Source organism: Devosia alba, from assembly GCF_039938915.1.
Classification (GTDB): domain Bacteria; phylum Pseudomonadota; class Alphaproteobacteria; order Rhizobiales; family Devosiaceae; genus Devosia; species Devosia alba.
In genome coordinates this window covers 1-22,303 of record NZ_JBDUUI010000003.1, presented here as the reverse complement: position 1 = coordinate 22,303, position 22,303 = coordinate 1, and the positions used below count along the sequence as shown (strand labels likewise).

The following is a 22,303-nucleotide window of genomic DNA, read 5'->3' as shown; positions in this document are numbered from 1 at the left end:
CTTGCAATCCAGCGCGGGGCCACCGCCGTCAGGGCGATGACCATGGATTTGTCGCTTTCAGCCAATGCGCCCCGCTAGCGGCGGCATATCATAACCATCAGGTTATCAATTAGCGTGCAAATGTTATGTGCATGCGTCTGGCCAGCGCCAGCAGTGGACAGCAGGCAAGGGGGAATGAATGCAGAATACCCACCGGGAAATCCCTGCGCGCGGGGGCGCCGTATGGCCGCGAACGGAGGCGGGTGCGTGAGCCTGTTTCAGGATGACTCCATGCTTGGACGCCTCGTGCATGGCCTGGCCAAGTGGATGGCAGTGGCCGGCGGCATTGTGCTTGTTGCCGTCACGGCGATGATGATGATCAGCATCATCGGCCGCGCCCTGATCTGGGCCGGGCTGAAGCCGGTACCCGGTGATTATGAACTCGTCTCGGCCGGCATGGGGTTTGCGATCTTCGCCTTCATGCCCTGGACGCATCTGCAGCGGGGACATGCCATGGTCACCCTGCTTACCGACTCCTTCGGCCGCCGTGCCAATCAGTTTATTCTCGTCATCACCGATCTTTTGATGCTGGCGGCAGCCAGCTTCATTGCCTGGCGCCTCTATTATGGCATGCTCGACAAGTTCTCCTACAAAGAGACGACGCTGCTGCTGCGCATGCCGCTGGGGTGGGGCTATGCGGCGGGCCTGGTGGGCGCCGTCGTCCTTGTCCTTGTCGCCGCCTGGGTGCTGGGCCGCTCCATCAGCTACGCCATCACCAACAAGTCCGAGCCGCGTCGTATGGGAGCTGAACTGTGACGCCTTTGATCCTGGGCCTGCTCGCCTTTCCGGCTGTTCTGCTACTGATCTTCCTGCGCGTGCCAATTGGCCTGGCCATGCTCGGCGTCGGCATGCTGGGCAGCTTTCTTGTCACGGGCAATTTCAATCCCGTCGCCGCCCAGTTCAAAAATCTCACCTACGGCACCTACGCATCCTATTCGCTTTCGGTCGTGCCACTGTTCCTGCTGATGGGCCAGTTTGCCACGCTCAGTGGCATGTCGGCGGGGCTGTTCAACGCCGCTGCGGCCTGGCTGGGCCATCGCAAGGGTGGCATCGCGATGTCGGCCATCGGGGCCAGTGCGGGCTTTGGCGCCATTTGTGGCTCTTCGCTCGCGACAGCCGCCACGATGGGGCAGGTCGCCTTACCCGAATTGCGCAAATATGGTTATTCGGGCGCGCTGTCGACCGGTGCGGTCGCGGCGGGCGGCACGCTGGGCATTCTTATTCCGCCCTCGGTCATTCTGGTGATCTTCGCCGTACTGACCGAGCAGAACATCGCCAAGCTGTTCATGGCTGCCTTCATTCCAGGCATCCTGGCAGCCGTTGGATATCTCATCGTCATTGCCATCTATGTGCGTGTCCGGCCGGATTCGGGCGGTGTGCGCGAACGCATGCCCTATGCGCAGCGCTTCGCCGAACTGCTCAAGGTCTGGCCCGTCATCATCATATTCGGCCTGGTCATCGGCGGCATCTATGCGGGGATTTTCACGCCCACCGAGGCAGCTGCAGTCGGTGCGGCGGGCACCGGTCTCGTCGCCCTGTCGCGGCGTTCGCTCAGCCGGCAGGCGATCATTGAGGCGTTTCTGGCAACGGCGATGTCCACCGCCATGATCTTCCTGATCGTGCTGGGTGCGGCGGCGCTCAACGGCTTTCTGGCGCTATCGCAATTGCCCCAGGTCAGCGCGAGCTGGGTGGTGGAGCAGGCCTTCAACCCGTGGATCGTCCTTATTATCGTTCTGGTATTCTACCTGATCATGGGATGCGTCATGGATTCCCTGTCCATGATCTTGCTTACCGTGCCGATCGTCTTCCCGATGATGAGCGTTCTCGATTTCGGCCTGGCGCCGGACGACTTCGCCATCTGGTTCGGGATTCTGGTTTTGATCGTGGTCGAGGTCGGGTTGATCACGCCCCCGGTCGGCATGAACCTGTTCATCATCAATTCCATGTCGCCACAGACGCGCCTGTCCGACACCTATCGCGGCGTCCTGCCTTTCGTGGCCAGCGACATCGTGCGCACCGCCATTCTTGTCGCCTTTCCGTCGATCACCCTGTGGCTGGTCTGGCAGCTCTTTTAGGAAGGCGACAATGACCTGCTTCGTCAGGGGGTGATGAGGAGATCACTGCCGACGTTGACTGATTAAACACTGTGGCCAAGACGGCCAGATCACCGGAGGAAATCGAATGAAGACCAAAATGTTCGTGATGGGTGCCTTGGCCATGTTGGCCATGTCTTCCACTGCTTTCGCGCAGGAGGTCACGCTGCGCATCCACCAGATGTTGCCTTCCCAGGCCGCGATCCCGGCCAGGGCCATTGAACCATGGGCCGCCAAGGTGGCCGACGAATCTGGTGGTCGCATCAAGTTCGAGCTTTACCCCGCAATGCAGCTCGGCGGCACGCCCGCTGATCTTTTTGATCAGGCCAAGGACGGCGTGGTCGATATCATCTGGACGGTGCTGGGCTATACCCCTGGCCGCTTCCCCAAGTCTGAAGTTTTCGAACTGCCCTTCATGACGGGCGACGCTGCGAGCGGATCAGCGGCGTTCTACAATTATGTGATGGCCAATTCCGCCGATGAATTTGCCGGCGTTCACGTCATCGCACTGCACGTCCATGGCCCGGGCCTCTTCCACTCCAAGGATCCGATCAATTCCCTTGAAGACCTGCAGGGCATGAAGGTACGCGGTGGCTCGCGCATCATCTCGTCCATGCTCGCCCAACTCGGGGCCGAGCCGGTCGGCATGCCTGTCCCCCAGACCACCGAAGCGCTGTCAAAAGGTGTTATCGATGCCACGACAGTTCCCTGGGAGGTGACACCCTCCCTGCGTATTTCCGAGCTCGTCAAGAATCACACCGGCTTCTCGGGCGAGAAGGGTCTCTATAGCCAGACGTTCGGTTTCGTCATGAACATGGATAGCTACAACAATCTGCCCGACGACCTGAAGGCGATCATCGATGCCAATTCCGGCATCGAAATGTCCCGCCAGTTCGGTCGCGTCATGGATGATGGCGACAGTTCGGGCCTGGGCGTTGCCGTCAAGCTCGGCAATAACCTGGTGCAGCTCGACGACGCCGAAACCGCCCGCTGGCGCGCGGCCGCCCAGCCCACCATTGATGGATGGTTCGCCGAAATGTCCGCGCTCGGGCTTGACGGTCCGGCCCTCTACGCTGCGGCCGAGGCTGCCATCGCTGCCGAAGCCCAATAGCCACAACTGAACTGAAAAACGGGGCCGGCTGGAGCAATCCAGCCGGCCCTTTGCCTGTCAAGGCTGCGCGGGGATCGTGGAGCGGCCGCGGCGCGATCGGGACGGTGCTGCCAAGGTCGCCAGGACGCCCAGCGTCGCCGATCTCTATCTCTCGGCAAAGTGCATTTCCAACCGTCTTGGACCGGCAAGTCCCCTAATGGCTCTCTTGGAGAATCTTGATGAAGTCCGGCGCGCCAATCGGTCGGGGATTGGACGCTGTGGAGTGATCCATGACTGCGTATTGGGCAATCTGCTCGAAGCAGTCCGCGGTTACGCCCATTTGACCCAGCGTTGCCGGTAGTCCCAGCCGCTGCGCAAGTGCGGCCATCTCCACAGCCAGATCCGCATGCTCTGACAGGCCCAGCGCGGCCTGAATACGCGCATACTTTTCTTCGCTGCCCACGCTGTTGTAGCGCAGTACCGCCGGAAGCAGCACAGCATTGAGCGTGCCATGGTGAAGCTTGACCGACTTCAGCCCACCGAGCGGGTGGGATAGCGAGTGCACGGCACCCAGGCCCTTCTGGAATGTCAGGCCTCCCTGAAGGGCGGCCATCATCATCTCCCGCCGAGCAATGCCGTCGGCGCCGTTCCGTGTGGCAGTCTCAATCCATTTTGCAGCGCGGGCCAGCCCATCCAGAGCGATTGCATCGGCTACCGGATTGAACCGGGGACTCAGAAAGGTCTCGATGCAATGGGTGATGGCATCCATGCCTGTCGCCGCCGTGAGATAGGGGGGCAGCCCAAGGGTAAGGTCAGGATCACAAATGGCCACGTCGGGGATCATGTAAGGAGAAATGAAGCCAAGCTTGCGTCCATCCTCAAGGGAAACCAGCGCCGCCCGACCCACCTCGCTGCCGGTGCCCGCAGTGGTGGGCACTGCAATGACGGGCGGCTTGTTCGCGGTAATCCGGTCCAGCCCACCCAGAATTGCGGCATACTGCTCCAGCGGTCCCGGGTGGGTTGCCAGGAGCGAGACGGCCTTTCCCAGATCGATGGCCGAGCCTCCGCCGACCGCCACGATGCTGTCGCAGCCGGTTGCCCTGAACTGCTCGGCGGCACGTATGGCTGCAACTTCGGTGGGATTTTCGGGCGTGTCGTCGAACACGGCAGTGTCTTGCTGAAGGCCGGATTTAGCCAGCACGGTCGCGAGCAGACCGGCGGCAACGATCCCCTTGTCCGTAACGATCAGGGGACGTGACATACCGAGGCGCTGCAATTCGTCGGCGAGCAATGTGATGGCTCCCGCTTCGAACTGAATGCGCGTCAGATACTGAATTAGGGCCATTTGGTTTCTCCTGTCTGTCGCCGAAGGGTTTAGGCCCTATGCAACCGCTGCGAAACCCGGCTCAGCTGCGGTTGCCAAGAATGTCGCAATGGACGTCATGCACCCCAAGTGGGTTGGCCCCGCACTCTAGAGGATGCGGGGCCAGTGTCGCTAGAGCGACTTGATCGGGGTCAGGCCGTTCCTGGACGGCACCAGGGAAATGGCGTTGCTCAGCGGTCGGCCAAATTCGGGGATGCTGATCTCGAACACATCGCCGACCTGGGTCTTGATGCCGTCGCCGAACGAGGCGACCGACGTACCCATGAACTGCACATGCACATCGCCTGGGCGCAGGAACTGGTCATATTTGAAGTGGTGATATTCCAGGTTGGCCAGGGAATGGCACATATTGTCCTCCCCGGTCGGGAATGATTTCTCCCACAGGGTCTGGCCGTCGCGCAGGATGCGGACATTGCCCACCAGGTTGGAGGGCAGATCGCCGACAAAGAGCTCCGGGCCATAGGCGCAGAAGCGCAATTTGGCGTGGGCGAGATAGAGATAGTTCTTCTTTTCAGTGACGTGGTCGGTGGTTTCGTTGCCCACCGCAAAGCCAACGCGCCAGGGCGCACCATTGGGGGCAATGACGTAAAGTCCAACGACCTCGGGCTCCTCGCCTGAATCCTCGGCAAAATCGGGCATCGGCAGATCCTGGCCGGGACGCGAGACGATCGACCCATCGCCCTTGTAGAACCACTCCGGCTGAACCCCAGCCTTGCCGGTCTCGGGCTTGCCGCCTTCGACGCCCCATTTGAAGACGCGCATGGAGTCGTTGAGTTCGGCTTCTGCGCCCGCAATCTTGGCGTGCATCTGGCTGCGCGCGGCGGCGCTGCCGGTATGGGTCAGGCCAGTTCCGGCAATCACGGTATGGGCTGGATCTTCGTGGTCAAGCGGCGGCAGCACGCGACCGGCCGCCATGAGCGCGTCATAGTCATGTGCCTCGCCTGTGCCGCGCTTGTTGACCTCATCGGTCAGCGAACTGCCGGCAGCAATGGCGTCGAGCGCCAACTGACGTACCGTGGACGTGTCGTTGAGGGTGAGAATGGCATTGCCGTCAACCACGCCCACGGCGCGTACGCCATCGGTACGCTCGAACTGAATCAGCCGCATTAAGAATACTCCACTGTCTTTGAAAAGAGGCGGCCGCCAGGGGCCGCCCAAGTGGGAGGCGGTCATCCGCCTCCCGTTCAGGGCCGCCTTAGTTGGCGATGCCCATATCTTCGCGTGCTTGCTGGATCAACTCGGCGCCGATGGTTTCGGTGAATTCCTCGACCACCGGGGCGACGGTCTCGCGCATGCGGGCCATTTCCGCGTCCGACAACCGCGTCACTTCCATGCCCTCTTCCTCGAGCAGACCGACAAGGCGGTCTGCGTTGCTGCGTGACAGGTCGCGCTGATAGACAGCCGATTCATGAGCCGCTTCCATCACCAGCGCCTGGTCTTCCGCCGGCAGACCCTCGAACCATGGCTTGCTGGCCAGGAGCAGATAGGGCGTGTAGACGTGGCCGGTGAGGGCGAGATGGTCTTGCACTTCATAGAAGCGGCTGGAGTGGATCAGGCCAACCGGCGTCTCCTGGGCGTCCACGGCGCGCGTCTCCAGCGCGGTGAAGAGCTCGGGATAGGGCAGTGGCACCGGATTGGCACCCAGGGCCGTGAAGGTGGAGATGAAGAGCGGATTGGGGATCACGCGAATGTTGAGCCCGGCCACGTCATCAACGGAATTGATTGGGCGAACGCCATTGGTCATGTGACGGAAGCCGTTATCCCAATAGGCCAAACCGACCATGTTCAGCGCGTCGAGCTTGGCAAACAGCGCATCACCGACGCGACCGTCCATGACCTTGTCCACGGCTTCGAAGTCGGGGAAGAAGAAGGGCAGGTCAAAGATCAGATATTCAGGGATGGAACCGACGAGGTTGGACGTGGGGCCGACCATGATTTCCATGATCCCACCCTGCACCGACGACTGCATCTGCGGCTCGTTGCCCAGCGTACCATTGCCGAACTTCTGCAGCTCGATGCGGCCCTCGGTCTTTTCGGCAACGAGTTCGGCGAACTTGTTGACGCCCTGACCAACGGGATGTTCCTCGACCGGCACATAGCCGATGCGGGCAGTCTGGGCGGCTGCAGGCAGGCTGGCCGAAACCAGCACCAGGGCCGTAGCAGCGAGCAGTTGAGTCAGTTTCATTGATTTCCTCCGGTTGTTGATCAGTAAAAGAGTTCGAGCGGGCCCGTGACGATGACGGGAAACAGGATCAGCAGGATCAGCACCGCGATTTCGGCGAACAGGAAGGGCACCACGCCCACCACTGCCTTTTCGAGCGGGATGCGGGCGACACCGCTGACGGTGTTAAGCACCGCACCCACTGGTGGGGTGATCATCCCGATGGCCGCACAGATGATGAAGACGACGCCGAAATAGATCGGGTCGATCCCCGCTGCGTTGACCACCGGCATCAGCACCGGCACCAGGATGGTGATGGCCGGGGTGAAGTCGAGCACGCTGCCGATGATGAAGACGCCGAGCATCATCAGCGCCATCAGCAGGATGGGCTGGTCGATAAACGGGCCGAGGAAGCCGATCACCTGGGCCGGTACATTGGCGACGGTGATCAGGAAGGCCGTGACGCTTGAAGCGGCAACCAGCAGCATGATGATTGCGGTGAGCTTGGCCGATGCCAGAAGGCAGTCATAAAGCCCCTTGAGTGTCAGCTCGCGGTAAATGACCATGCTGACGAACAGGGCATAGGCTGCCGCCACGATACCCGCTTCGGTTGGCGTGAACACGCCCATGCGCAGCCCGACAATGATAATAACCGGCAGGAGCAACGCCCAGATGGCGTCGCGCAGCGACCGCAGCACATCCCTGGCGTTCTTGCGAGGCAGCGTCGGCGTCTGGTCCCGGCGTGCGATGAACCACCAGGCGGCAACCAGGCTGAAGGCCATCAGCAAGCCTGGCACAATCCCGGCTATGAACAGCTTGACGATCGACAGATTTGCCGTGACTCCCAGAACGACGAAGCCGATTGACGGCGGAATGACCGGGGCGATCACGCCGGTGGCGGCCATCAAACCCGCGGTCCGGCCCACCGGATAACCGGCTTTGAGCATGATGGGCAGCAACATGATCGCAAGGGTCGCGGAATCGGCGATGGCCGAGCCCGACAGCGCCGCCAGCACAACGCCGGTGCCGATCACCACATAGCCCAGACCCCCGCGAAGATGGCCGAACAGGGCCATGGCCACGTCGACGATGCGGCGTGACAACCCACCGGCTGTCATCAGTTCGCCGGCCAGCATGAAGAATGGAATGGCCATCAGCGGATAGCTGTCGGCACCGTCGATCATTTTCTGCGCCAGGATCTGGGGATCCATCATGCCCAGCATCCACATCATGGCAATGGCGCAAACCATCAACGCGAAGGCGACAGGAACGCCGATAGCCATGGCGCCGCCGAGTGAGGCGAGGAAGACGATGGCGCTCATGGGCTGGATTCTCCGGCCGGCATCACATTGGGCTGCAACTGGCTGTGGTCGCCCCGCGCAGACCGGTAGAGATTGAAGATCAGGATCAGGGCCCAGCACACGGCGGCGACGATGCCCGCGGCATACATCCAGCCAACCGAGACGCCTGAAAGCGACATATGGTTACCCCAGTTGACCTGCGTCTGGCGCAGGCTGCCCTGGAAAACCAGCCAGCAGCACCACAGCATCAGCAGGTGCGCGATCCACAGGGACACCACGCGAAGCCGGGGTGACAGGCGGTTTATCATCGCATCGACCGAAATATGCAGGCCCTCACGCAAGGCGACGACGCTGCCCAACATGATGATCCAGACAAAGATCAGGCGTGATATTTCAACCGATATTGGAATGCCCGAGCGCAGGCCGTAGCGCAGCACCACGTTCCAGAACACCAGCAAGCACATAACGGCCATGCCAAGGACGAGCAGATGCTCCATCCAGCGAAACACGACAAATCTGGATTTCTCCACCCGGCAGCCTCCTCATGCGCAACTCTTGTCTGGCACACTGGCCGATCTTGGTTGTCGCGCATGTTGAGTTGTCTAGCGGCGGCGAGCCGGATTGTATAATGAGGTGTTCTGATAAAGGTATGAGAAAGAGTTATACCCCTTGTTGCCAACACTCGAATCCATGGCAGCGCGCCTGCGCCTGCGCCATTTTCGACTGCTCATCGCTATCGACGACCTCGGCTCGGTCCAGAAGGCGGCAGAGGCCGTTGCCTTGACCCAGCCAGGCGCTACGAAGGCCCTGCAAGAAATCGAAGCGGCCATGGGCGAGCAATTATTCGTCCGCGACCATCGCGGTCTTGAGCCGAATGAGCTGGGTCACTGCGTGATCCGCTATGCGCGGATGGTGATGACCGACATGCGGCATCTGCGCGAGGAGATGAAGGCGGTGCTCGAAGGGGTGGGGGGGCGGCTCTCGATTGGCATGATCATGGGCGCCGTGCCGCTTGCCATGGAAGCCTTGTCGCGCCTGCTGGTCAAGCAGCCCCAATTGTCGGTCCAGGTGCATGAGGATACCAGCGCCCGCCTGCTCCACCTCGTCGATGACGGCCGGCTCGATATCGCCATATGCCGCACCAGCGTCAGCCACCGTCCCGATCAGTACCGCACGGTCAAGGTCAAGGACGAGCAGCTGTGTGTCGCGGTCAGTGTGCACCATCCCTGTTCCGATCTCAATGCCGTCACCCTCGATGACGTAGCGGATTACCCATGGGTGGTCTGCTCGGCCAATATGCCTATGCGCCGACTGCTGGAGCGCGAGTTCAATGAGTACGACTTGCAGTTCCCGCACAATCTGGTGGAAACGACCTCGGCCTTTGCCACCATGTCCCTGATGCGGCACAGCCACCAGCTGGTGGCGCTGCTCTCGACCGATGTGGGCAATTTCTTCTCGGAGTCCGCCGCCATCCGCGTCCTGCCGCTCACCCTTCGCACGCGGTCCGAGCCGTACATGCTGGTGACGCGGTTGGATCGAACCGATTCTCCAGTCATGCGGATGTTCATCGACAAGCTTGTTGGTGTGGACGCCAGCTCCGAACCGCAGTCGAGCATGTCCGAACCAATGCACGATGCCCCGAAGCCGATATCGGCGCCCGCTCTGACGTAGCGCCAGAAGACACCATTTCCTATCCAGCGAGCGTCAACGTCCAGGGCTACCGCAAGGGCTTCGCTATGGCTGATTGGGCGCTCAGCGGACATGTCAGCGCAGTTCTCGATTCGCAGAGGCGGGCCAGACTCTAGTCGGGCCTGACGATGCTTGTCGTGTCCTGCGGGCCCCCGGTTTCCATCACGGCCGACCTCGCTCCAGCGCGCTGGTCGGCACGGACGCCATGAACCGGGACATGATGACCGGTGCCAAGGCTGAGGCAAGTTGATCGTCGAGGGAGCAGAGGCGGCGGCGATTTTTGACGCTGCCGGGGCCCCGACACGGCCGAGTCTCAATCTGGTCACGAACAGGACGCACACTGACAGTGTGGCTCAGCGTTCTACGCCGAACTGGCGCTTTGAAATCTCACCGATCTGACGGGCTCAGCGCTCGCAACAACTGATCGGGCGGCGCCTGTCAGAAAGTAGTCTTCCCCAAACAAGGAGAGAAAAACCGATGACGGACGAGAAAGATGACACCCTGCGCAAGCCGCAGACCGGGACCAATCTCAGCCGCCGCAGCCTGCTGGCTGGATCAGCGGGTCTCACCTTCGCAGGAGCTGTGGGTGGAACTGCCATGGCTCAGGATGCAGGCAGTGCGGCTGCCAGCCAGCAGGCGGCCCACATGTCGCATGGCACCACCAGCCTGAGTGGTCGGCTTTATCAGGTCAATCCGGGAATGATCGAGCACAATGACATCGCCCATGATCCAGCCGATGTCCCAGCCCCGATCACCCGGCGCGAGCCGCAGACTGTCCGCGTCGATCTCGAGACAATCGAAGTCGAGGCGCATCTGGATGCCAACAGCACCTTTCGCTTCTGGACCTTCAACGGGCGCGTGCCGGGTCCTTTCATCCGCGTTCGGGTGGGCGACACGGTGGAGTGCTACTTCAAGAATGCCGAAGACAGCTGGATGGCGCACAACGTCGATTTCCACGCCACCACCGGACCGGGTGGCGGTGCTGTGCTCACCACGGCGCTGCCGGGCGAGGAGTTCGCCTTTCGCTTCAAGGCCCTCAATCCGGGCCTTTACGTCTACCACTGCGCGGTCGCCCCGGTTGCCCTTCATATTGCCAACGGCATGTATGGCATGATCCTGGTCGAGCCCGAGGAGGGACTGCCCCCCGTCGACCGCGAGTTCTACGTCATGCAGGGCGAAATCTATACCGAGGAAACCTTTGGCACGGCGGGCCTGTTGACCGAGAGCTATGACAAGCTGCTCAACGAACGCCCGGAATATTTTGTCTTCAACGGCCATGTCGGCGCGCTGACCGAGCATTTCCCGCTCAAGGCCAATGTCGGCGAGACGGTTCGTATCTTCTTCGGGGTGGGCGGTCCGAACTTCACCTCGTCCTTCCATGTGATTGGCGAGATATTCGACCGTGTCTATATGCACGCCTCGCTAACGAGCCCCCCGCTGACCGACGTTCAGACTGTCACGGTGCCACCCGGCGGGGCGGCGGTCGTCGAGTTCAAGTGCGAGGTTCCCGGTCGCTACGTGCTGGTGGATCACGCCCTGTCGCGGGCCGAGCGCGGACTGGCCGGCTACCTGATCGTCGAGGGCGAAGAACAGCCTGACATCTTCGGGCCAATCGGCGAACCGCCGGATCCCGAAATGTCCGGTCACTGACCAGGCGGGCGGCCCCGGCACTGCCGGTGGCCGCCGCCACCGAAGACCCTAACGCGGTGTGCTCGAAACCGGCAGCAGCTCACTCCTGGCGGTTCAGGCCGTCTGCCGGCGCAAGATCGGCTCCCAGATAGGCGACCAGCAATTTGCCGAGTTCCAATAGGGAGGCAGCGTGGGTCCGCTCCCAGCCGTGCGAGCTGTCGAGCGAGAAGCAGACCAGGCCGACGCGGAGGTCCCACCCGGCTTCCACCGCCGCGGCGCTGTCCGAGCGGTAGTGGCGGAAGGTATCGCGTTCGTGCCGGATGCCGTCGCGCTGACACAGGTCCAGCAGCTGGCGGGTCATGCGTGCGTCAAACGGCCCCTGGCGGTCCCGCATGGCGATGGTGACGGCGTCGTCGCGCGAGGCCTGATTGGGTGCGGTGACGGCGTTGTCGATGGCGAGCAGTTCCTCGACATCGGGGCCAAAGCCATGGGTGCCGCCAATGCCGATTTCCTCGCCGATGGTGAACATGGCCTGGAAGGGCACCGACACCTTGACCTGTCCGTCGGCAATCGCCTTCAGCACGGCCAGTAGGGTTGCACAGCCCGCCTTGTCATCGAGATGACGCGAGATGATGAACCCATCCACCACTTCGGGCTGGGCATCGATGGCCACCATGTCGCCGACATTGAAACCGGCGGCGCGCAGGCTGGCCAGGTCAGGCAGGATGGCATCGACGCGGATTTCCAGATTGTCCCAGTCGGCGGGCTGGCTATCGACCTCGGTATTGAAACGATGGCCGGAGGCCTTGAGCGGCAGGATGGTGCCGCGGTGTTCGCCGGCATCGGAAAAGACAGTGACGCGGGCGCCCTCGGCGAAGCGGGCCGCCCAGGTGCCAGTATTGCGCAAGGCCAGCCGGCCATTGGGCTTGAGCTCGCTGACCATGGCGCCCAGCGTATCCAGATGTACCGCCAGGGCGCGGCGGGGGGCGCCGTCGCCCACCTCGACATAGAGCACACCGCGCCGGGTGTAGCGTGGGGTATAGCCCAGCCCGCGTAGCCAGTCATCGACAAGGTCTGTTGCGCGTCCGGTCATGCCGACGGGGCTGGGGGTTTTGACCAGTTGCAGCAGGCGGTCAAGAAGATAGTCCTGATCAATCATGCGGAGCGGCGCTTTCTGGTGCGGGCCGGCGTCACCTCTTCGATCAGGAAGCGGTCCATCAGCTTGGCCTGCAGATCGAGCATGTGCTGTTCGGCCTCGGCCATATGGACTGAAAGAATGGCGGCGGCCGCCTCAGTATCGCGGCGCCGCATGGCGACGATGAGATCGCGCTGGTGCTGGATGCCGCGGGCGCGGGACACCGGCTCGGGGTGGACATAGATGTCCTGCGCGATGGTGAGATCCTTGAGCAGGCGCTGCAGGAAGCGGCAGGTGAAGGCCAGGATGGGATTGTTGGAATACTGGGCGACGACACCATGGAAGTCGAGCTCGGCCATGCGCTGGTTCCAGCGCTCGGTGGCGTCCGCCGGTTCGTGGTCGTAGATGCCGATGATCGCCTCGAGACGCTTGAGGCCGGCCTCATCGATATGGGGCGTGGCGCTGGCGGCCACCTGCGGCTCGAGCACCTTGCGCATCTCATAGATATTGGCGATGGACAGGTTCTTGGCGAAGAGGAAATTGGATAGAAGGCTCATCGCCCGGCCTTCCGACATACGCTCGATGAAGGCGCCGCCGCCCGGTCCCGTGCGCATCGAAATCAGCCCCTGAACTTCAAGCGATTTGAGCGCCTCACGCACCGTGCTCTTGCCGGCGGCGAACTGGGAAATCAGGTCGCGTTCCTGCGGCAGGCGGTCGCCCGGCGCCAGGCCGTGCTCAACGATCATGCGCTTGATGGCATCGACGATTTCGTCGGTCCGCTTGCGGCGGGGACCTGCCGCGGTGGCAGGTGTCTCAGGGGAGTCGCGTTCGCTCATAGAGGGCTGTCCGATACCGTGAGGCGTGGGGCGCTGGCGATCAGGGCCCTGGTGTAATCGTGTTGCGGGGCGGCAAAAAGCTGGGCGGCGGGGCCGGTTTCCACCACTTCTCCCAGATACATGACCGCGACCCGGTCGGAAATCGATTCCACCACGGCCAGGTCGTGGCTGATGAAGAGATAGGACAGGCCAAGCTCGTCACGCAATTGCTGGAGCAGCAGCAGCACCTGCGCCTGCACCGAAACGTCGAGCGCGCTGACCGGCTCGTCGAGCACCAGAATACGCGCCTCGGCGGCAAGAGCCCGGGCAATGGCAATGCGCTGGGCCTGTCCGCCGGAAAATTCGTGCGGATAGCGCTCGAGCGTGTCGAGCGGCATCTGCACCGCATCGACCAGCTCCTGCTTGCGGCGGGCGCGATGGTCCCGGTCGTAGCCACACAACAGGCGCAGCGGCACGTCGAGAATGTCACCAATGGTCTTGCGCGGATTGAGCGAGGCGACCGGGTCCTGAAACACATACTGGATGGCGCGGCCAAAGGCGCGCGTGCCGGATGCGGCCAGTTCGGACCACGGCTTGCCCTCGATGGCCATGCTGCCTGCGGTCGGGTGTTCCAGCCCGACCAGCATGCGCGCCAGGGTCGACTTGCCCGAGCCGCTCTCGCCGACAATGCCCAGCGTCTCGCCGCGCTCAAGGGTCAGCGAAATGCCCCTGACCGCGTGGACCTCACTGGCGGCGCGGCCAAACAAATTGCGCCCGCCGCCGAAGGTCTTGACCAGGTTCTGCATATCAACTGCGGGCTGGCTCATGGCTTGGCCTCTTCGAACAGCGGGCGGACGCGGTCAAGGAAGGCATGGCCTTCGCCCAGTTCCGGCACGCAGGCGATCAGGCGCTTGGTATAGTCGTGCTGGGGATCGCGCAGGATGGAGGCTGTGTCTCCCTGCTCGACGATCTGGCCATTCTTCATCACCGCCACGCGGTCGCAGACCTGGGCGACGACGCCGAAATCGTGAGTGATGAGCAGGAGCGCCAGACCGCGCTCGCGGCGCAGGTTCTGCAGCAGTTCGAGGATGCGCGCCTGCACCGTTACGTCCAGGGCCGTGGTGGGTTCGTCGGCGATGATGATGTCGGGATCATTGGCCAGGGCCATGGCGATGCCGATGCGCTGGCGCTGGCCGCCCGAGAGCTCATGGGGGTAGGCGCTGGCCCGCTCGGCGGCGTCGCGGATACCCACCGTTTCCATGAGCTCAAGGGCCCGCTGGTGGGCCTCTCGCTTGCCGACGTGATTATGCGCCATGACGGCTTCGGCAATCTGGGTGGCAACCGGGAAGAGCGGATGCAGCGTGGTGAGGGGATCCTGGAACACATAGGCGACGCGGGCGCCGCGCAGGGCGATCAGTTCCTGCTGGCGCAGCGCGAGCACGTCCTGCCCGCCGATATAGACCGCGCCGCCGCTGATGACGCCGGGCGGCGAGGCCACCAGCCCCATGAGCGAGAGCGCCGTCACCGACTTGCCCGAGCCGCTTTCGCCGATAATGCCGAGGCACTCGCCCTTGCCCAGGCGAAAACTGACGTCGCGGACGGCTGGCGTGACCGCGCCGCCATTGGCAAAGCCGGTGGAAAGGTGCTCGACCACCAGCACCGGCGCATCGGCCAGGGTCGCTGCGGGCGTGGTTTTCCGCGCGATGCGCGTGACCGATAGCGGGCGATCGAGCGCGCCCGAGCGCAGGCGCGGATCGAGCACGTCACGGATGCCGTCACCGAGTAGGTTGATGCTCATCACCAGCGCAAAGATCATGAGGCCCGGAATGATCGAGGCATGCGGCGCCGTGAACAGCTGGGCGCGCGCCTGTCCGAGCATGGAGCCGAGATCGGCCGTCGGCGGCTGGGCGCCCAGGCCCAGAAAGGAGAGCCCGGCGGTCTCCAGGATCATCCAGCCCACGGTGGTGGACATGGTGATGACGATGACCGGCAGAACGTTTGGCAAGACCTCGGTGAACAGGATCGCGACGTGACCCTTGCCCGACAGGCGCGCGGCGTCGACGAATTCGCGATTGCGGATGGATACGGTCACGCCCCTGATATTGCGGGCGAAGAAGGGAATGTTGACCAGCGCAATGGCGTAAAGCGCGTTGAGCAGGCCAGGGCCCAGCGCCGCCACGATGGCAATGGCCAAGAGGATATAGGGAAAGGCCATCAGCATATCGACAAAGCGCATCAGCACGCTGTCGGTGACGCCGCGAGCATAGCCGGCCACCAGGCCGATCAGCGAGCCAAAGAGCGCAGCGAGCGCGGTGGCGCTGACCCCCACGATGAGGGAAATCTGGGTGCCCCAGATCAGGCGCGAGAGGATGTCGCGACCCAGATGGTCGGTGCCCAGCAGGTGGCCCTGGCTGAGCGGTGGCAGCAGGCGATTGGGCTGATCGGTCATGTTCGGGTCCGGCATGGGCAGCAGTGGCGCCAGAATGGCCACGACCAAAATGAAGCCGAAGACGAACAGGCCCGCCGCAGCGAGGCGATTGGCCATCAGCAATTGCCATTTGCTGCGGCGCTTGCTGGAAGAAGGCGGGGTGGTCACGCTTTGGGTCATGCCTTGAGCCTCGGATCGAGCATGGCCTGAGCGACGTCGGCCAGCAGGTTGACCAGAACATAGACCGTGGCCGCGACGAGAACGCCGCCCTGCACCAGCAGGAGGTCGCGGGTGGACACGGCCTTGACCAGCATCTGGCCGAGGCCGGGCCATTGGAACACCGTCTCGATATAGACCGCGCCGCCCAAAACGAAGCCGGCCTGGATGCCCAGTACGGGAATCACAGAGACCAGCGCCGCGCGGAAGGCATGGCGGTAGATGACCGCGTTTTCGCTCAGACCCTTGGCCCGGGCGGTGCGGATGAAATCCTGGCGCAGCACTTCGAGCATGGCCGCCCGGGTCAGGCGGGCGACGACGCCGGTGGCGACAATGGCCAGGGTGCCGGCGGGCAGGATCAGATGGCGCAGGAGATCGGGCAGATCGCCGCCGGCATAGACGGCATACATGCCCGAGGCGGGCAGCAGCCGCCACTGCACGGCGAAGAACAGAATGAAGACCAGCCCCAGGAAGAAGGCTGGCATGGAAATGCCGACCAGGACGAAAAAGGTGACGATACGGTCGGTCCAGCCGAACTGGCGCACAGCCGAGGCGATGCCGGCGAGAATGCCGACAACGGAACAAATGACCAGTGATGCGCCGGCCAGGATCAGCGTGGCGCCAAAGCGCTCGATCACCTCGTCCAGAACCGGGCGATTGAGGATATAGGAGCGCCCGAAATCGCCCTGCAGCAGATTGCCCACCCAGATGACATATTGTTCGGGCCAGGAGCGGTCGAGGCCGAGCGCGCGATTGATGCGGGCGACGTTTTCCGGCGTGGCGTAGGAGCCGAGCAGGGCCTGGGCGGGGTCGCCGGGGATCAGCTTCATCACCAGAAAGACAATGATGGAAAGCCCCAGGATGACCGGGATGGCGGCCAGCAGACGCTTGCCGATATAGGCGGTCATGTTTGTCCTCCTCAACCACGGACCGTCACCCTCGGGCTTGACCCGAGGGCGCTTCACTTAATCGCCACACCGCCTAATCGCCACACCGCCAGTGCAGTCCCCTCGGGTCAAGCCCGAGGGTGACGCGCAGTTGGTGCGGGTAGCCAAGCGCCTACTGCTTGGTTACGTCCCGCAGGACCAGACCGAAATCCGGCTGCAGCTCGAAATCACCGACGGCGCTGGTGACGACGGCATTCTGCTTCCAGTTGGCGACGAAGAGCCAGGGGGCATCGTCGTGCGTGATGGCCTGGACCTGCCTGTAGAGGTCGCCGCGCTCCTCGGGATTGGTCGAAACCCGGGCCTGGTCGAGCAGGGCGTCGACTTCCGGATTGGAATAGTAGGACGAGTTGAACCCGCCTTCAGCCGGGAAGGCCGCCGTGCGCAGGGTCAGGAAGGGCAGTGTGTCGGGGTCGGAGGTCATCCAGGCCATTTCGGCCATGTCCGCCTTGCCCTCGAGCCCCGGATTGACCTCGGACAGGAAGGTGTTCCACTCATAGGTCTGGATCTCGACATTGAGCCCCACCGCGGCCAGGTCCGCCTGGATGGCGGTGCCCATCGGGACGGGATCGAGCATGCCCGAGCCGCCTTCGGTGACGAGGAAGGTCAGCGTTGCCCCCTCGGCCCCGGCTTCGGCGAGCAGCGCCTTGGCCTTTTCGGGGTCGTAGGGATAGGGGGTGACCTCTTCATTATAGGCCCAGTTGAAGGCGGGCGGGATCGGGCCGGCCGAGACCTCGGCCGTGCCCTGCAGCACGTCGTTGACGAGGCTTTCCTTGTTGACCGCATAGTTCACCGCCTGGCGCACGCGCACATCAGCAAACGGGCCTTCCTTGGCATTGAGCATGACATACCAGACATGGGGGCCGACGGCCTCGACCACACTGTAATTGGCATCATCGCGGAACTGCGCCACGTTGTCGGGCGGGGTTTCCAGCAGCACGTCGATGCCACCGGACAGCATTTCGGCGACGCGGGTATTGGCATCGGTGATCGGGCGGAAGATCACCGCTTCAAGGGCGGGCGCGCCATCCCAGTAGTCTTCGTTGCGCGAGGCGACGACAGACGTATTGGACTGCCATTCCTCGAACTTGAACGCGCCGGTGCCGACCGGATTGCGGCCATAGTCGGCGCCTGAAGCCTCGACCGCAGCAGGCGAGACGATCAGGCCGGTGGGCGATGCCAGGTTGGACATGAAGGGCGCGAAGGGCTCATTGAGCGTGAACTTGACCGTCAGGTCATCGACTACCTCGACGCCCTCGACCGCGGAGAAAAAGAAAGCCAGCGGGAATGGACCGGTCGCGGCAAAGGGATGGTTCTCATCGAGCATGCGATCGAAGTTGAACTTCACCGCCTCGGCATTGAAGGGGGTGCCGTCATGGAAGGTGACGCCCCCGCGCAGGTTGAAGATATATTCCAGGCCATCCTCGGAAATGGTCCAGTCGGTCGCCAGGGCCGGCTCGATTTCGAGCGTGCCCGGCTTGTTGCGCACCAGGCCGTCATAGATGTTGACCGCGATGCGGAAATCGTTGGCGGCGGTGGAGACATGCGGGTCCAGCGATGCCGGCTCGGCGATCTGGCCGACAACCAGAATATTGGGCGGCGTCTGTGCCATGGCCGGCGAGACCAGGGCCAGCGCCGTAGCGGCCAGCAGCAGCGGCGCGATGGCTTTCCATTTGCGGATCATATGAAACCTCCTTGCTTTCCCTCACCCTTGCCTCGCGGTGGGGACCGTGAGAAAAGGGCACTGACAATTTATCATCATAAATTTTGGGCATCGTCAATTTATGATGATAAATAGATTTGTATCAGGAATGCGTGATGACCTTTTCCATCGTTGCCCGTGATCCGCAGACGGGTGCCCTGGGCATCGCCACGGCAACCGCGGGGCCAATGGTGGGGGCTTTGGTGCCGCATGGGCGCAGTGGCCTGGGCGCCGCGGCGACCCAGGCCATGACCAATCCCTATCTGGCGATCGACACCCTGGCGCTGCTCGAAAGCCAGGGGGCAGAGGCCGCCCTGCAGACGGCCCTGGCCAGGGATAGCGGCGCCTCCCAGCGCCAGATCATCGTCGTCGATGCCCATGGCATGGCGGCCGGATGGACCGGCGCAGACTGCTTTCCCTATGCCGGTCACCTGACCGCCGCGGGCGTGGCGGTGGCGGGAAACATGCTGGCCGGCCCGGCCGTGCTGGACGACATGCTGGCGGGCTATCAAGGTGATCATCCCAGCGGTTTCGCGGCCCGGCTGCTGCGCGGTCTCCAGGCCGGCGCTGCGGCCGGCGGCGACAGCCGCGGCCTCGGCTCTGCCGCGCTGCGCGTCTACACGACCCAGGCCTATCCTGATCTGGATCTGAGAATCGATGCGTCTGCCGAGCCAATGGCGGCGCTGGAGCAGCTATTTAACCTGGCGATTTCCGGACCCTATGCAGAGTTTTTCGCCCAGGCTCCACGACGAGGCGCTGGTGGCCAACTCAAGACATAAAAAGACAATCAGCGAATGTCCGCATTGCACTGGCCGACAGGGCCGGAGCGGGACTTCGTTGCTGTAAGGTCCCGTTGCACGACGAAGCCGCCCACGACGAACAGGGTAATTAATCTCACGATTTCAAAGGGTTTTAATGGTGCCGGCAACAGGATTCGAACCCGTGACCCCCTGATTACAAATCAGGTCATCAGACGGTTTCAGGTGCTCTGCGACGGCATCCGAATGAAGCTAACTCCCCTTAGGTTCCTTTTGTATTAACGACTTATCGCTGCGGCCCCTTGCGCGCACGGTCGTCCCGATGTTTCCTGCCGGTCGTCCCAATGTCGTCCCAGTCCAGAGCGTCGTCCCAATGCCCGCCACCATCACCGCCGCCACAGTCGCCAAAGCTCGAGCCGACGCCAAGCCCGGCGCAAAACGCTACGAAGTTGTCGATGCCCGCGCTCGCGGCCTGGTGCTGCGCGTCGGCGCCACAGGGGCGCAGTGGCAACTTCGCTATGCCCTGGCCGGGCGGGACGTGCGTCTGCCCCTCGGCGGCATCGACGCCTGGACCATCGCCGAGGCCCGTGATCTCGTCGGCCGGGCCCAGGCCATGCTGCGGGACCGCACTGGCGTCCCCGACCAAGACTGGCTCGACCGCCAGCGCCGCGCCGCCGGCAAGGCGGAACCGCTGCCGGTGACCGTGGCCAAGCCCAAGGACCTGTTCGCGTGGACCTACGCGCAGGGCCGCACAAAATGGCTCGATGAGATCGGTCGCACGCGCCGCGCCGCGACGTATGCCGACTACAAGAGCGTACTCTCAATGCCGGACCTGGCCGGCCTCGACAAGAAACCGCTGCCGTCGATCAGCAGGGGCGACCTGGCCGGCATCATCTCCAAGATCCACAGGAGCGGTCGTGAGAGCACCGCCGAACACCTTGTGCGCGTCGTGCGCCCGTTCTGGAAGTGGTTGGCCCAGGATGGGCAGGCCGGCAAGAGCGGCATCCTGCCCGGCGCCATGGATGGACTGACGGCCCCGGAGCGCACCCTCGACGAGAGCGACGCCGCTGGCGAATACGTGCCCCCACTTGAGGAGCTCGGTCGGATCGTCGCGATTTGCCGGTCTGGCGCCATGGATGCGGTCGTCGCCGGCGCGGTCGAGCTGACGGTCTGGACCGCGCAGCGCAGGAGGGCGGTGGCAGAAGCGACCATCGACCAGTTCGAGGCCATCGGCGGTGGCCGAGGGCTATGGCACGTGCCGCCGGCGAGTAGGAAGACCCGCTCGAAGGCCGGTACGAAGAAGAGGCCCCATGTCATCCCGCTCCCGCCGGCGGCCTGGAGCTGCGTCTCCCGGGCTCTCGCCACCGCCACCACCAAGAAGTCCGACTATCTGTTCCCTCAGTTGCGCGCGCGACGCGCCGGCGATGCCAAGACTTCCATTCATCCGTCGTCGATCACCCATACCCTCGGCTTCATGCCAGGCGTCGCGGCATCCCCGCATGACCTGCGGCGGGCATTCGGCACGCACGGGGAATCGCGCTTCGGTCTGCTGCGGTCCGACGTGCAATCGATCTTGGACCATGCTGCCGGATCCGGCGATGTCACGGGGACGCACTATTCTCTGCACGATGGCACACACAGGACGTGGCCCATCATGCAGACATGGGTCGCTGGCCTGCTGCCTTATGTCGACGCTGCCATTGCCGGCCTGGGGCCGGTCGAGGAGATCCGGGCTGCGATTGCGGCAAAGCGGTACGGAGATCAGCAGCGGGCGGCGGAATAGATAAGGGCCCCGAAGGGCCCTTTCACTGGTTCGCTTCCTGCGCCGCCTTGATCGCGGCCAGCGCGGCGGCGATGGTGGGCGCGACGCCATTGATCCAGCTGTCGCCGACGGGCCATTCCCAGTAGAATCCGCCGGCCGCATTCGTCGTAATGCTCGCCCCGGATGAGTGCCGGAATTCGACGACTATCCGGTCGTCGTGGATCTCTAAGTGGGTATCCCAGCGCTTCACTGCTTCGGCGTCGGGAGCGAAAACGATGTTGATCTCACCGGCCATCGTCGACCTCCTTTTTTGGCGCGTCCGTCCATCCCGGCGGGACGCCGTGTCGGTCGAACATGATCGCCAGCCGACCGAGCCACGGCGGGATCGGCCTCGCCTCGCTCTCATATTTGCGGATCGTCACCGATGCCGTGACGTCGCTGCCGACGTAGCCGAAGGCGCGGCCCATCAGCGTCGTCGACAGGCCGAGCCGGTGACGGATGGCTTTGAGTTCTGGCCCGGTCATCAGAGATCGTAATCTTCTTCGGCAGAGCTGATCAGTTCCTCATCGATCTGGTTCCAGAACTTCTCCGTTCCGATCATGTAGTCTTTGTTCGTCATCACGTGCACGTAGTCGAAGCGAAACCACGCACCGTCACCCCTGCGGTAGATTCCCGCGACGGCAATCGGCCGGCCGTTGTATCGCAGCGTCTGCTCGATAACGGCCTTCAGATTCCTGTTCGACGGACTGATGAACTCGTCACCGGACTTGATGTCGAGGATCTTGCTGGAAGCGGTAGCTGTAGTCATTCTGAAATCTCCTGTGTGGCCATTGGCCGGTTTGTCGATGCTGGCGTCGCTGTGTGCGCTGCCGATGATTGAAAGATAATGTAGCCATACGACTACATCAATAGCCCGGCAGCCTCCGTTTGCATTATGTCGAATAACGCAATGAATTCAGTCGCTTGCAGTCGAACTATTTCGTGCGAGACTATGGCCGATCCGTTAATGTGAGGTTTCGTTGGCGTCATGCCGTACATCTTTCATTAACAATTCGTGCAGTTGGCCCCGGACACGCGCCGACGCCTGATCTATAGGTCCCCTCATGTCGTGACACAGCGACAGGGCCATGATTTCGGACGGCCTGAGCACCCGCAAG

At 63.0% G+C, this 22,303-nt stretch carries 21 protein-coding genes; 7 read left to right on the top strand and 14 right to left on the bottom strand.

The window, feature by feature from the left end:
• Window positions 1–246: 246 nt before the first annotated feature.
• The 3 genes from ABFY71_RS05155 (at window position 247) to ABFY71_RS05145 (ending at window position 3,243) form a co-directional block, all read left to right on the top strand.
• Window positions 247–795, top strand: coding sequence for a TRAP transporter small permease (locus ABFY71_RS05155; protein ID WP_347944981.1), 549 nt, complete (start codon window positions 247–249; stop codon window positions 793–795).
• Window positions 792–2,114 (top strand): TRAP transporter large permease, encoded by a 1,323-nt coding sequence (locus ABFY71_RS05150; RefSeq protein WP_347944980.1) that lies wholly within the window; start codon window positions 792–794, stop codon window positions 2,112–2,114. The genes ABFY71_RS05155 and ABFY71_RS05150 overlap by 4 nt, the downstream gene beginning before the upstream one ends.
• A 106-nt stretch (window positions 2,115–2,220) precedes the next feature.
• The gene (locus ABFY71_RS05145; protein WP_347944979.1) at window positions 2,221–3,243 is read left to right on the top strand and encodes a TRAP transporter substrate-binding protein; all 1,023 of its coding nucleotides are present in this window, start codon (window positions 2,221–2,223) and stop codon (window positions 3,241–3,243) included.
• A gap of 193 nt (window positions 3,244–3,436) precedes the next feature.
• Here ABFY71_RS05145 and ABFY71_RS05140 read toward each other — a convergent pair whose 3' ends face one another.
• The 5 genes from ABFY71_RS05140 to ABFY71_RS05120 all read right to left on the bottom strand — a co-directional run bounded on the left by ABFY71_RS05140 (window position 3,437) and on the right by ABFY71_RS05120 (window position 8,598).
• Complete coding sequence (locus tag ABFY71_RS05140) at window positions 3,437–4,567, bottom strand: iron-containing alcohol dehydrogenase (RefSeq protein WP_347944978.1); 1,131 nt, start codon at window positions 4,565–4,567, stop codon at window positions 3,437–3,439.
• Window positions 4,568–4,717: 150 nt separating this feature from the next.
• Window positions 4,718–5,713: an AraD1 family protein gene (gene araD1, locus ABFY71_RS05135; RefSeq protein WP_347944977.1), complete on the bottom strand. Its 996-nt coding sequence runs from the start codon at window positions 5,711–5,713 to the stop codon at window positions 4,718–4,720.
• Window positions 5,714–5,801: 88 nt separating this feature from the next.
• Window positions 5,802–6,791, bottom strand: a complete 990-nt coding sequence (locus tag ABFY71_RS05130) for a TRAP transporter substrate-binding protein (RefSeq protein ID WP_347944976.1) — start codon at window positions 6,789–6,791, stop codon at window positions 5,802–5,804.
• 20 nt (window positions 6,792–6,811) lie between these two features.
• Window positions 6,812–8,089 (bottom strand): TRAP transporter large permease, encoded by a 1,278-nt coding sequence (locus ABFY71_RS05125; protein WP_305582042.1) that lies wholly within the window; start codon window positions 8,087–8,089, stop codon window positions 6,812–6,814.
• Window positions 8,086–8,598, bottom strand: a complete 513-nt coding sequence (locus tag ABFY71_RS05120; protein ID WP_347944975.1) for a TRAP transporter small permease — start codon at window positions 8,596–8,598, stop codon at window positions 8,086–8,088. Before ABFY71_RS05120 ends, ABFY71_RS05125 begins: the two co-directional genes overlap by 4 nt.
• Window positions 8,599–8,737: 139 nt before the next feature.
• On the opposite strand from ABFY71_RS05120, the gene ABFY71_RS05115 reads away from it, so the two are divergent.
• On the top strand, window positions 8,738–9,739 hold the full coding sequence (locus ABFY71_RS05115; RefSeq protein ID WP_347944974.1) for a LysR substrate-binding domain-containing protein: 1,002 nt from the start codon (window positions 8,738–8,740) through the stop codon (window positions 9,737–9,739).
• A 495-nt stretch (window positions 9,740–10,234) separates the two neighbouring features.
• Window positions 10,235–11,407, top strand: a complete 1,173-nt coding sequence (gene nirK, locus ABFY71_RS05110) for a copper-containing nitrite reductase (RefSeq protein ID WP_347944973.1) — start codon at window positions 10,235–10,237, stop codon at window positions 11,405–11,407.
• A gap of 79 nt (window positions 11,408–11,486) precedes the next feature.
• Here the strand turns inward: nirK and ABFY71_RS05105 are convergent, their stop codons facing one another.
• The 6 genes from ABFY71_RS05105 to ABFY71_RS05080 form a co-directional block, all read right to left on the bottom strand.
• The gene (locus ABFY71_RS05105; protein WP_347944972.1) at window positions 11,487–12,545 is read right to left on the bottom strand and encodes an osmoprotectant NAGGN system M42 family peptidase; all 1,059 of its coding nucleotides are present in this window, start codon (window positions 12,543–12,545) and stop codon (window positions 11,487–11,489) included.
• The gene (locus ABFY71_RS05100) at window positions 12,542–13,357 is read right to left on the bottom strand and encodes a FadR/GntR family transcriptional regulator (RefSeq protein ID WP_347944971.1); all 816 of its coding nucleotides are present in this window, start codon (window positions 13,355–13,357) and stop codon (window positions 12,542–12,544) included. The genes ABFY71_RS05105 and ABFY71_RS05100 overlap by 4 nt, the downstream gene beginning before the upstream one ends.
• Window positions 13,354–14,163, bottom strand: coding sequence for an ATP-binding cassette domain-containing protein (locus tag ABFY71_RS05095; RefSeq protein ID WP_305582054.1), 810 nt, complete (start codon window positions 14,161–14,163; stop codon window positions 13,354–13,356). The genes ABFY71_RS05100 and ABFY71_RS05095 overlap by 4 nt, the downstream gene beginning before the upstream one ends.
• Window positions 14,160–15,944: a dipeptide/oligopeptide/nickel ABC transporter permease/ATP-binding protein gene (locus tag ABFY71_RS05090; protein ID WP_347944970.1), complete on the bottom strand. Its 1,785-nt coding sequence runs from the start codon at window positions 15,942–15,944 to the stop codon at window positions 14,160–14,162. Before ABFY71_RS05090 ends, ABFY71_RS05095 begins: the two co-directional genes overlap by 4 nt.
• Window positions 15,941–16,888, bottom strand: a complete 948-nt coding sequence (locus ABFY71_RS05085) for an ABC transporter permease (protein WP_347944969.1) — start codon at window positions 16,886–16,888, stop codon at window positions 15,941–15,943. Before ABFY71_RS05085 ends, ABFY71_RS05090 begins: the two co-directional genes overlap by 4 nt.
• 151 nt (window positions 16,889–17,039) lie before the next feature.
• Window positions 17,040–18,608: an ABC transporter substrate-binding protein gene (locus ABFY71_RS05080; RefSeq protein ID WP_347944968.1), complete on the bottom strand. Its 1,569-nt coding sequence runs from the start codon at window positions 18,606–18,608 to the stop codon at window positions 17,040–17,042.
• Between the two features lie 134 nt (window positions 18,609–18,742).
• Here ABFY71_RS05080 and ABFY71_RS05075 point away from each other — a divergent pair, with 134 nt between their 5' ends.
• Window positions 18,743–19,405, top strand: coding sequence for a DUF1028 domain-containing protein (locus tag ABFY71_RS05075; protein ID WP_347944967.1), 663 nt, complete (start codon window positions 18,743–18,745; stop codon window positions 19,403–19,405).
• 352 nt (window positions 19,406–19,757) lie between these two features.
• A complete protein-coding gene (locus tag ABFY71_RS05070) occupies window positions 19,758–21,167 on the top strand; it encodes a tyrosine-type recombinase/integrase (RefSeq protein ID WP_347944965.1) in 1,410 nt (469 codons plus the stop codon).
• A 22-nt stretch (window positions 21,168–21,189) separates the two neighbouring features.
• On the opposite strand, the gene ABFY71_RS05065 is transcribed toward ABFY71_RS05070, so the two are convergent.
• Genes ABFY71_RS05065 through ABFY71_RS05055 form a run of 3 tightly spaced genes read right to left on the bottom strand, consistent with a single transcriptional unit; the run spans window position 21,190 to window position 21,954 of the window.
• Window positions 21,190–21,441, bottom strand: a complete 252-nt coding sequence (locus ABFY71_RS05065; RefSeq protein WP_347944964.1) for a hypothetical protein — start codon at window positions 21,439–21,441, stop codon at window positions 21,190–21,192.
• Window positions 21,431–21,670, bottom strand: a complete 240-nt coding sequence (locus tag ABFY71_RS05060; protein WP_347944963.1) for a helix-turn-helix domain-containing protein — start codon at window positions 21,668–21,670, stop codon at window positions 21,431–21,433. Before ABFY71_RS05060 ends, ABFY71_RS05065 begins: the two co-directional genes overlap by 11 nt.
• Window positions 21,670–21,954 (bottom strand): hypothetical protein, encoded by a 285-nt coding sequence (locus ABFY71_RS05055; RefSeq protein ID WP_347944962.1) that lies wholly within the window; start codon window positions 21,952–21,954, stop codon window positions 21,670–21,672. Before ABFY71_RS05055 ends, ABFY71_RS05060 begins: the two co-directional genes overlap by 1 nt.
• Between the last annotated feature and the right edge of the window lie 349 nt (window positions 21,955–22,303).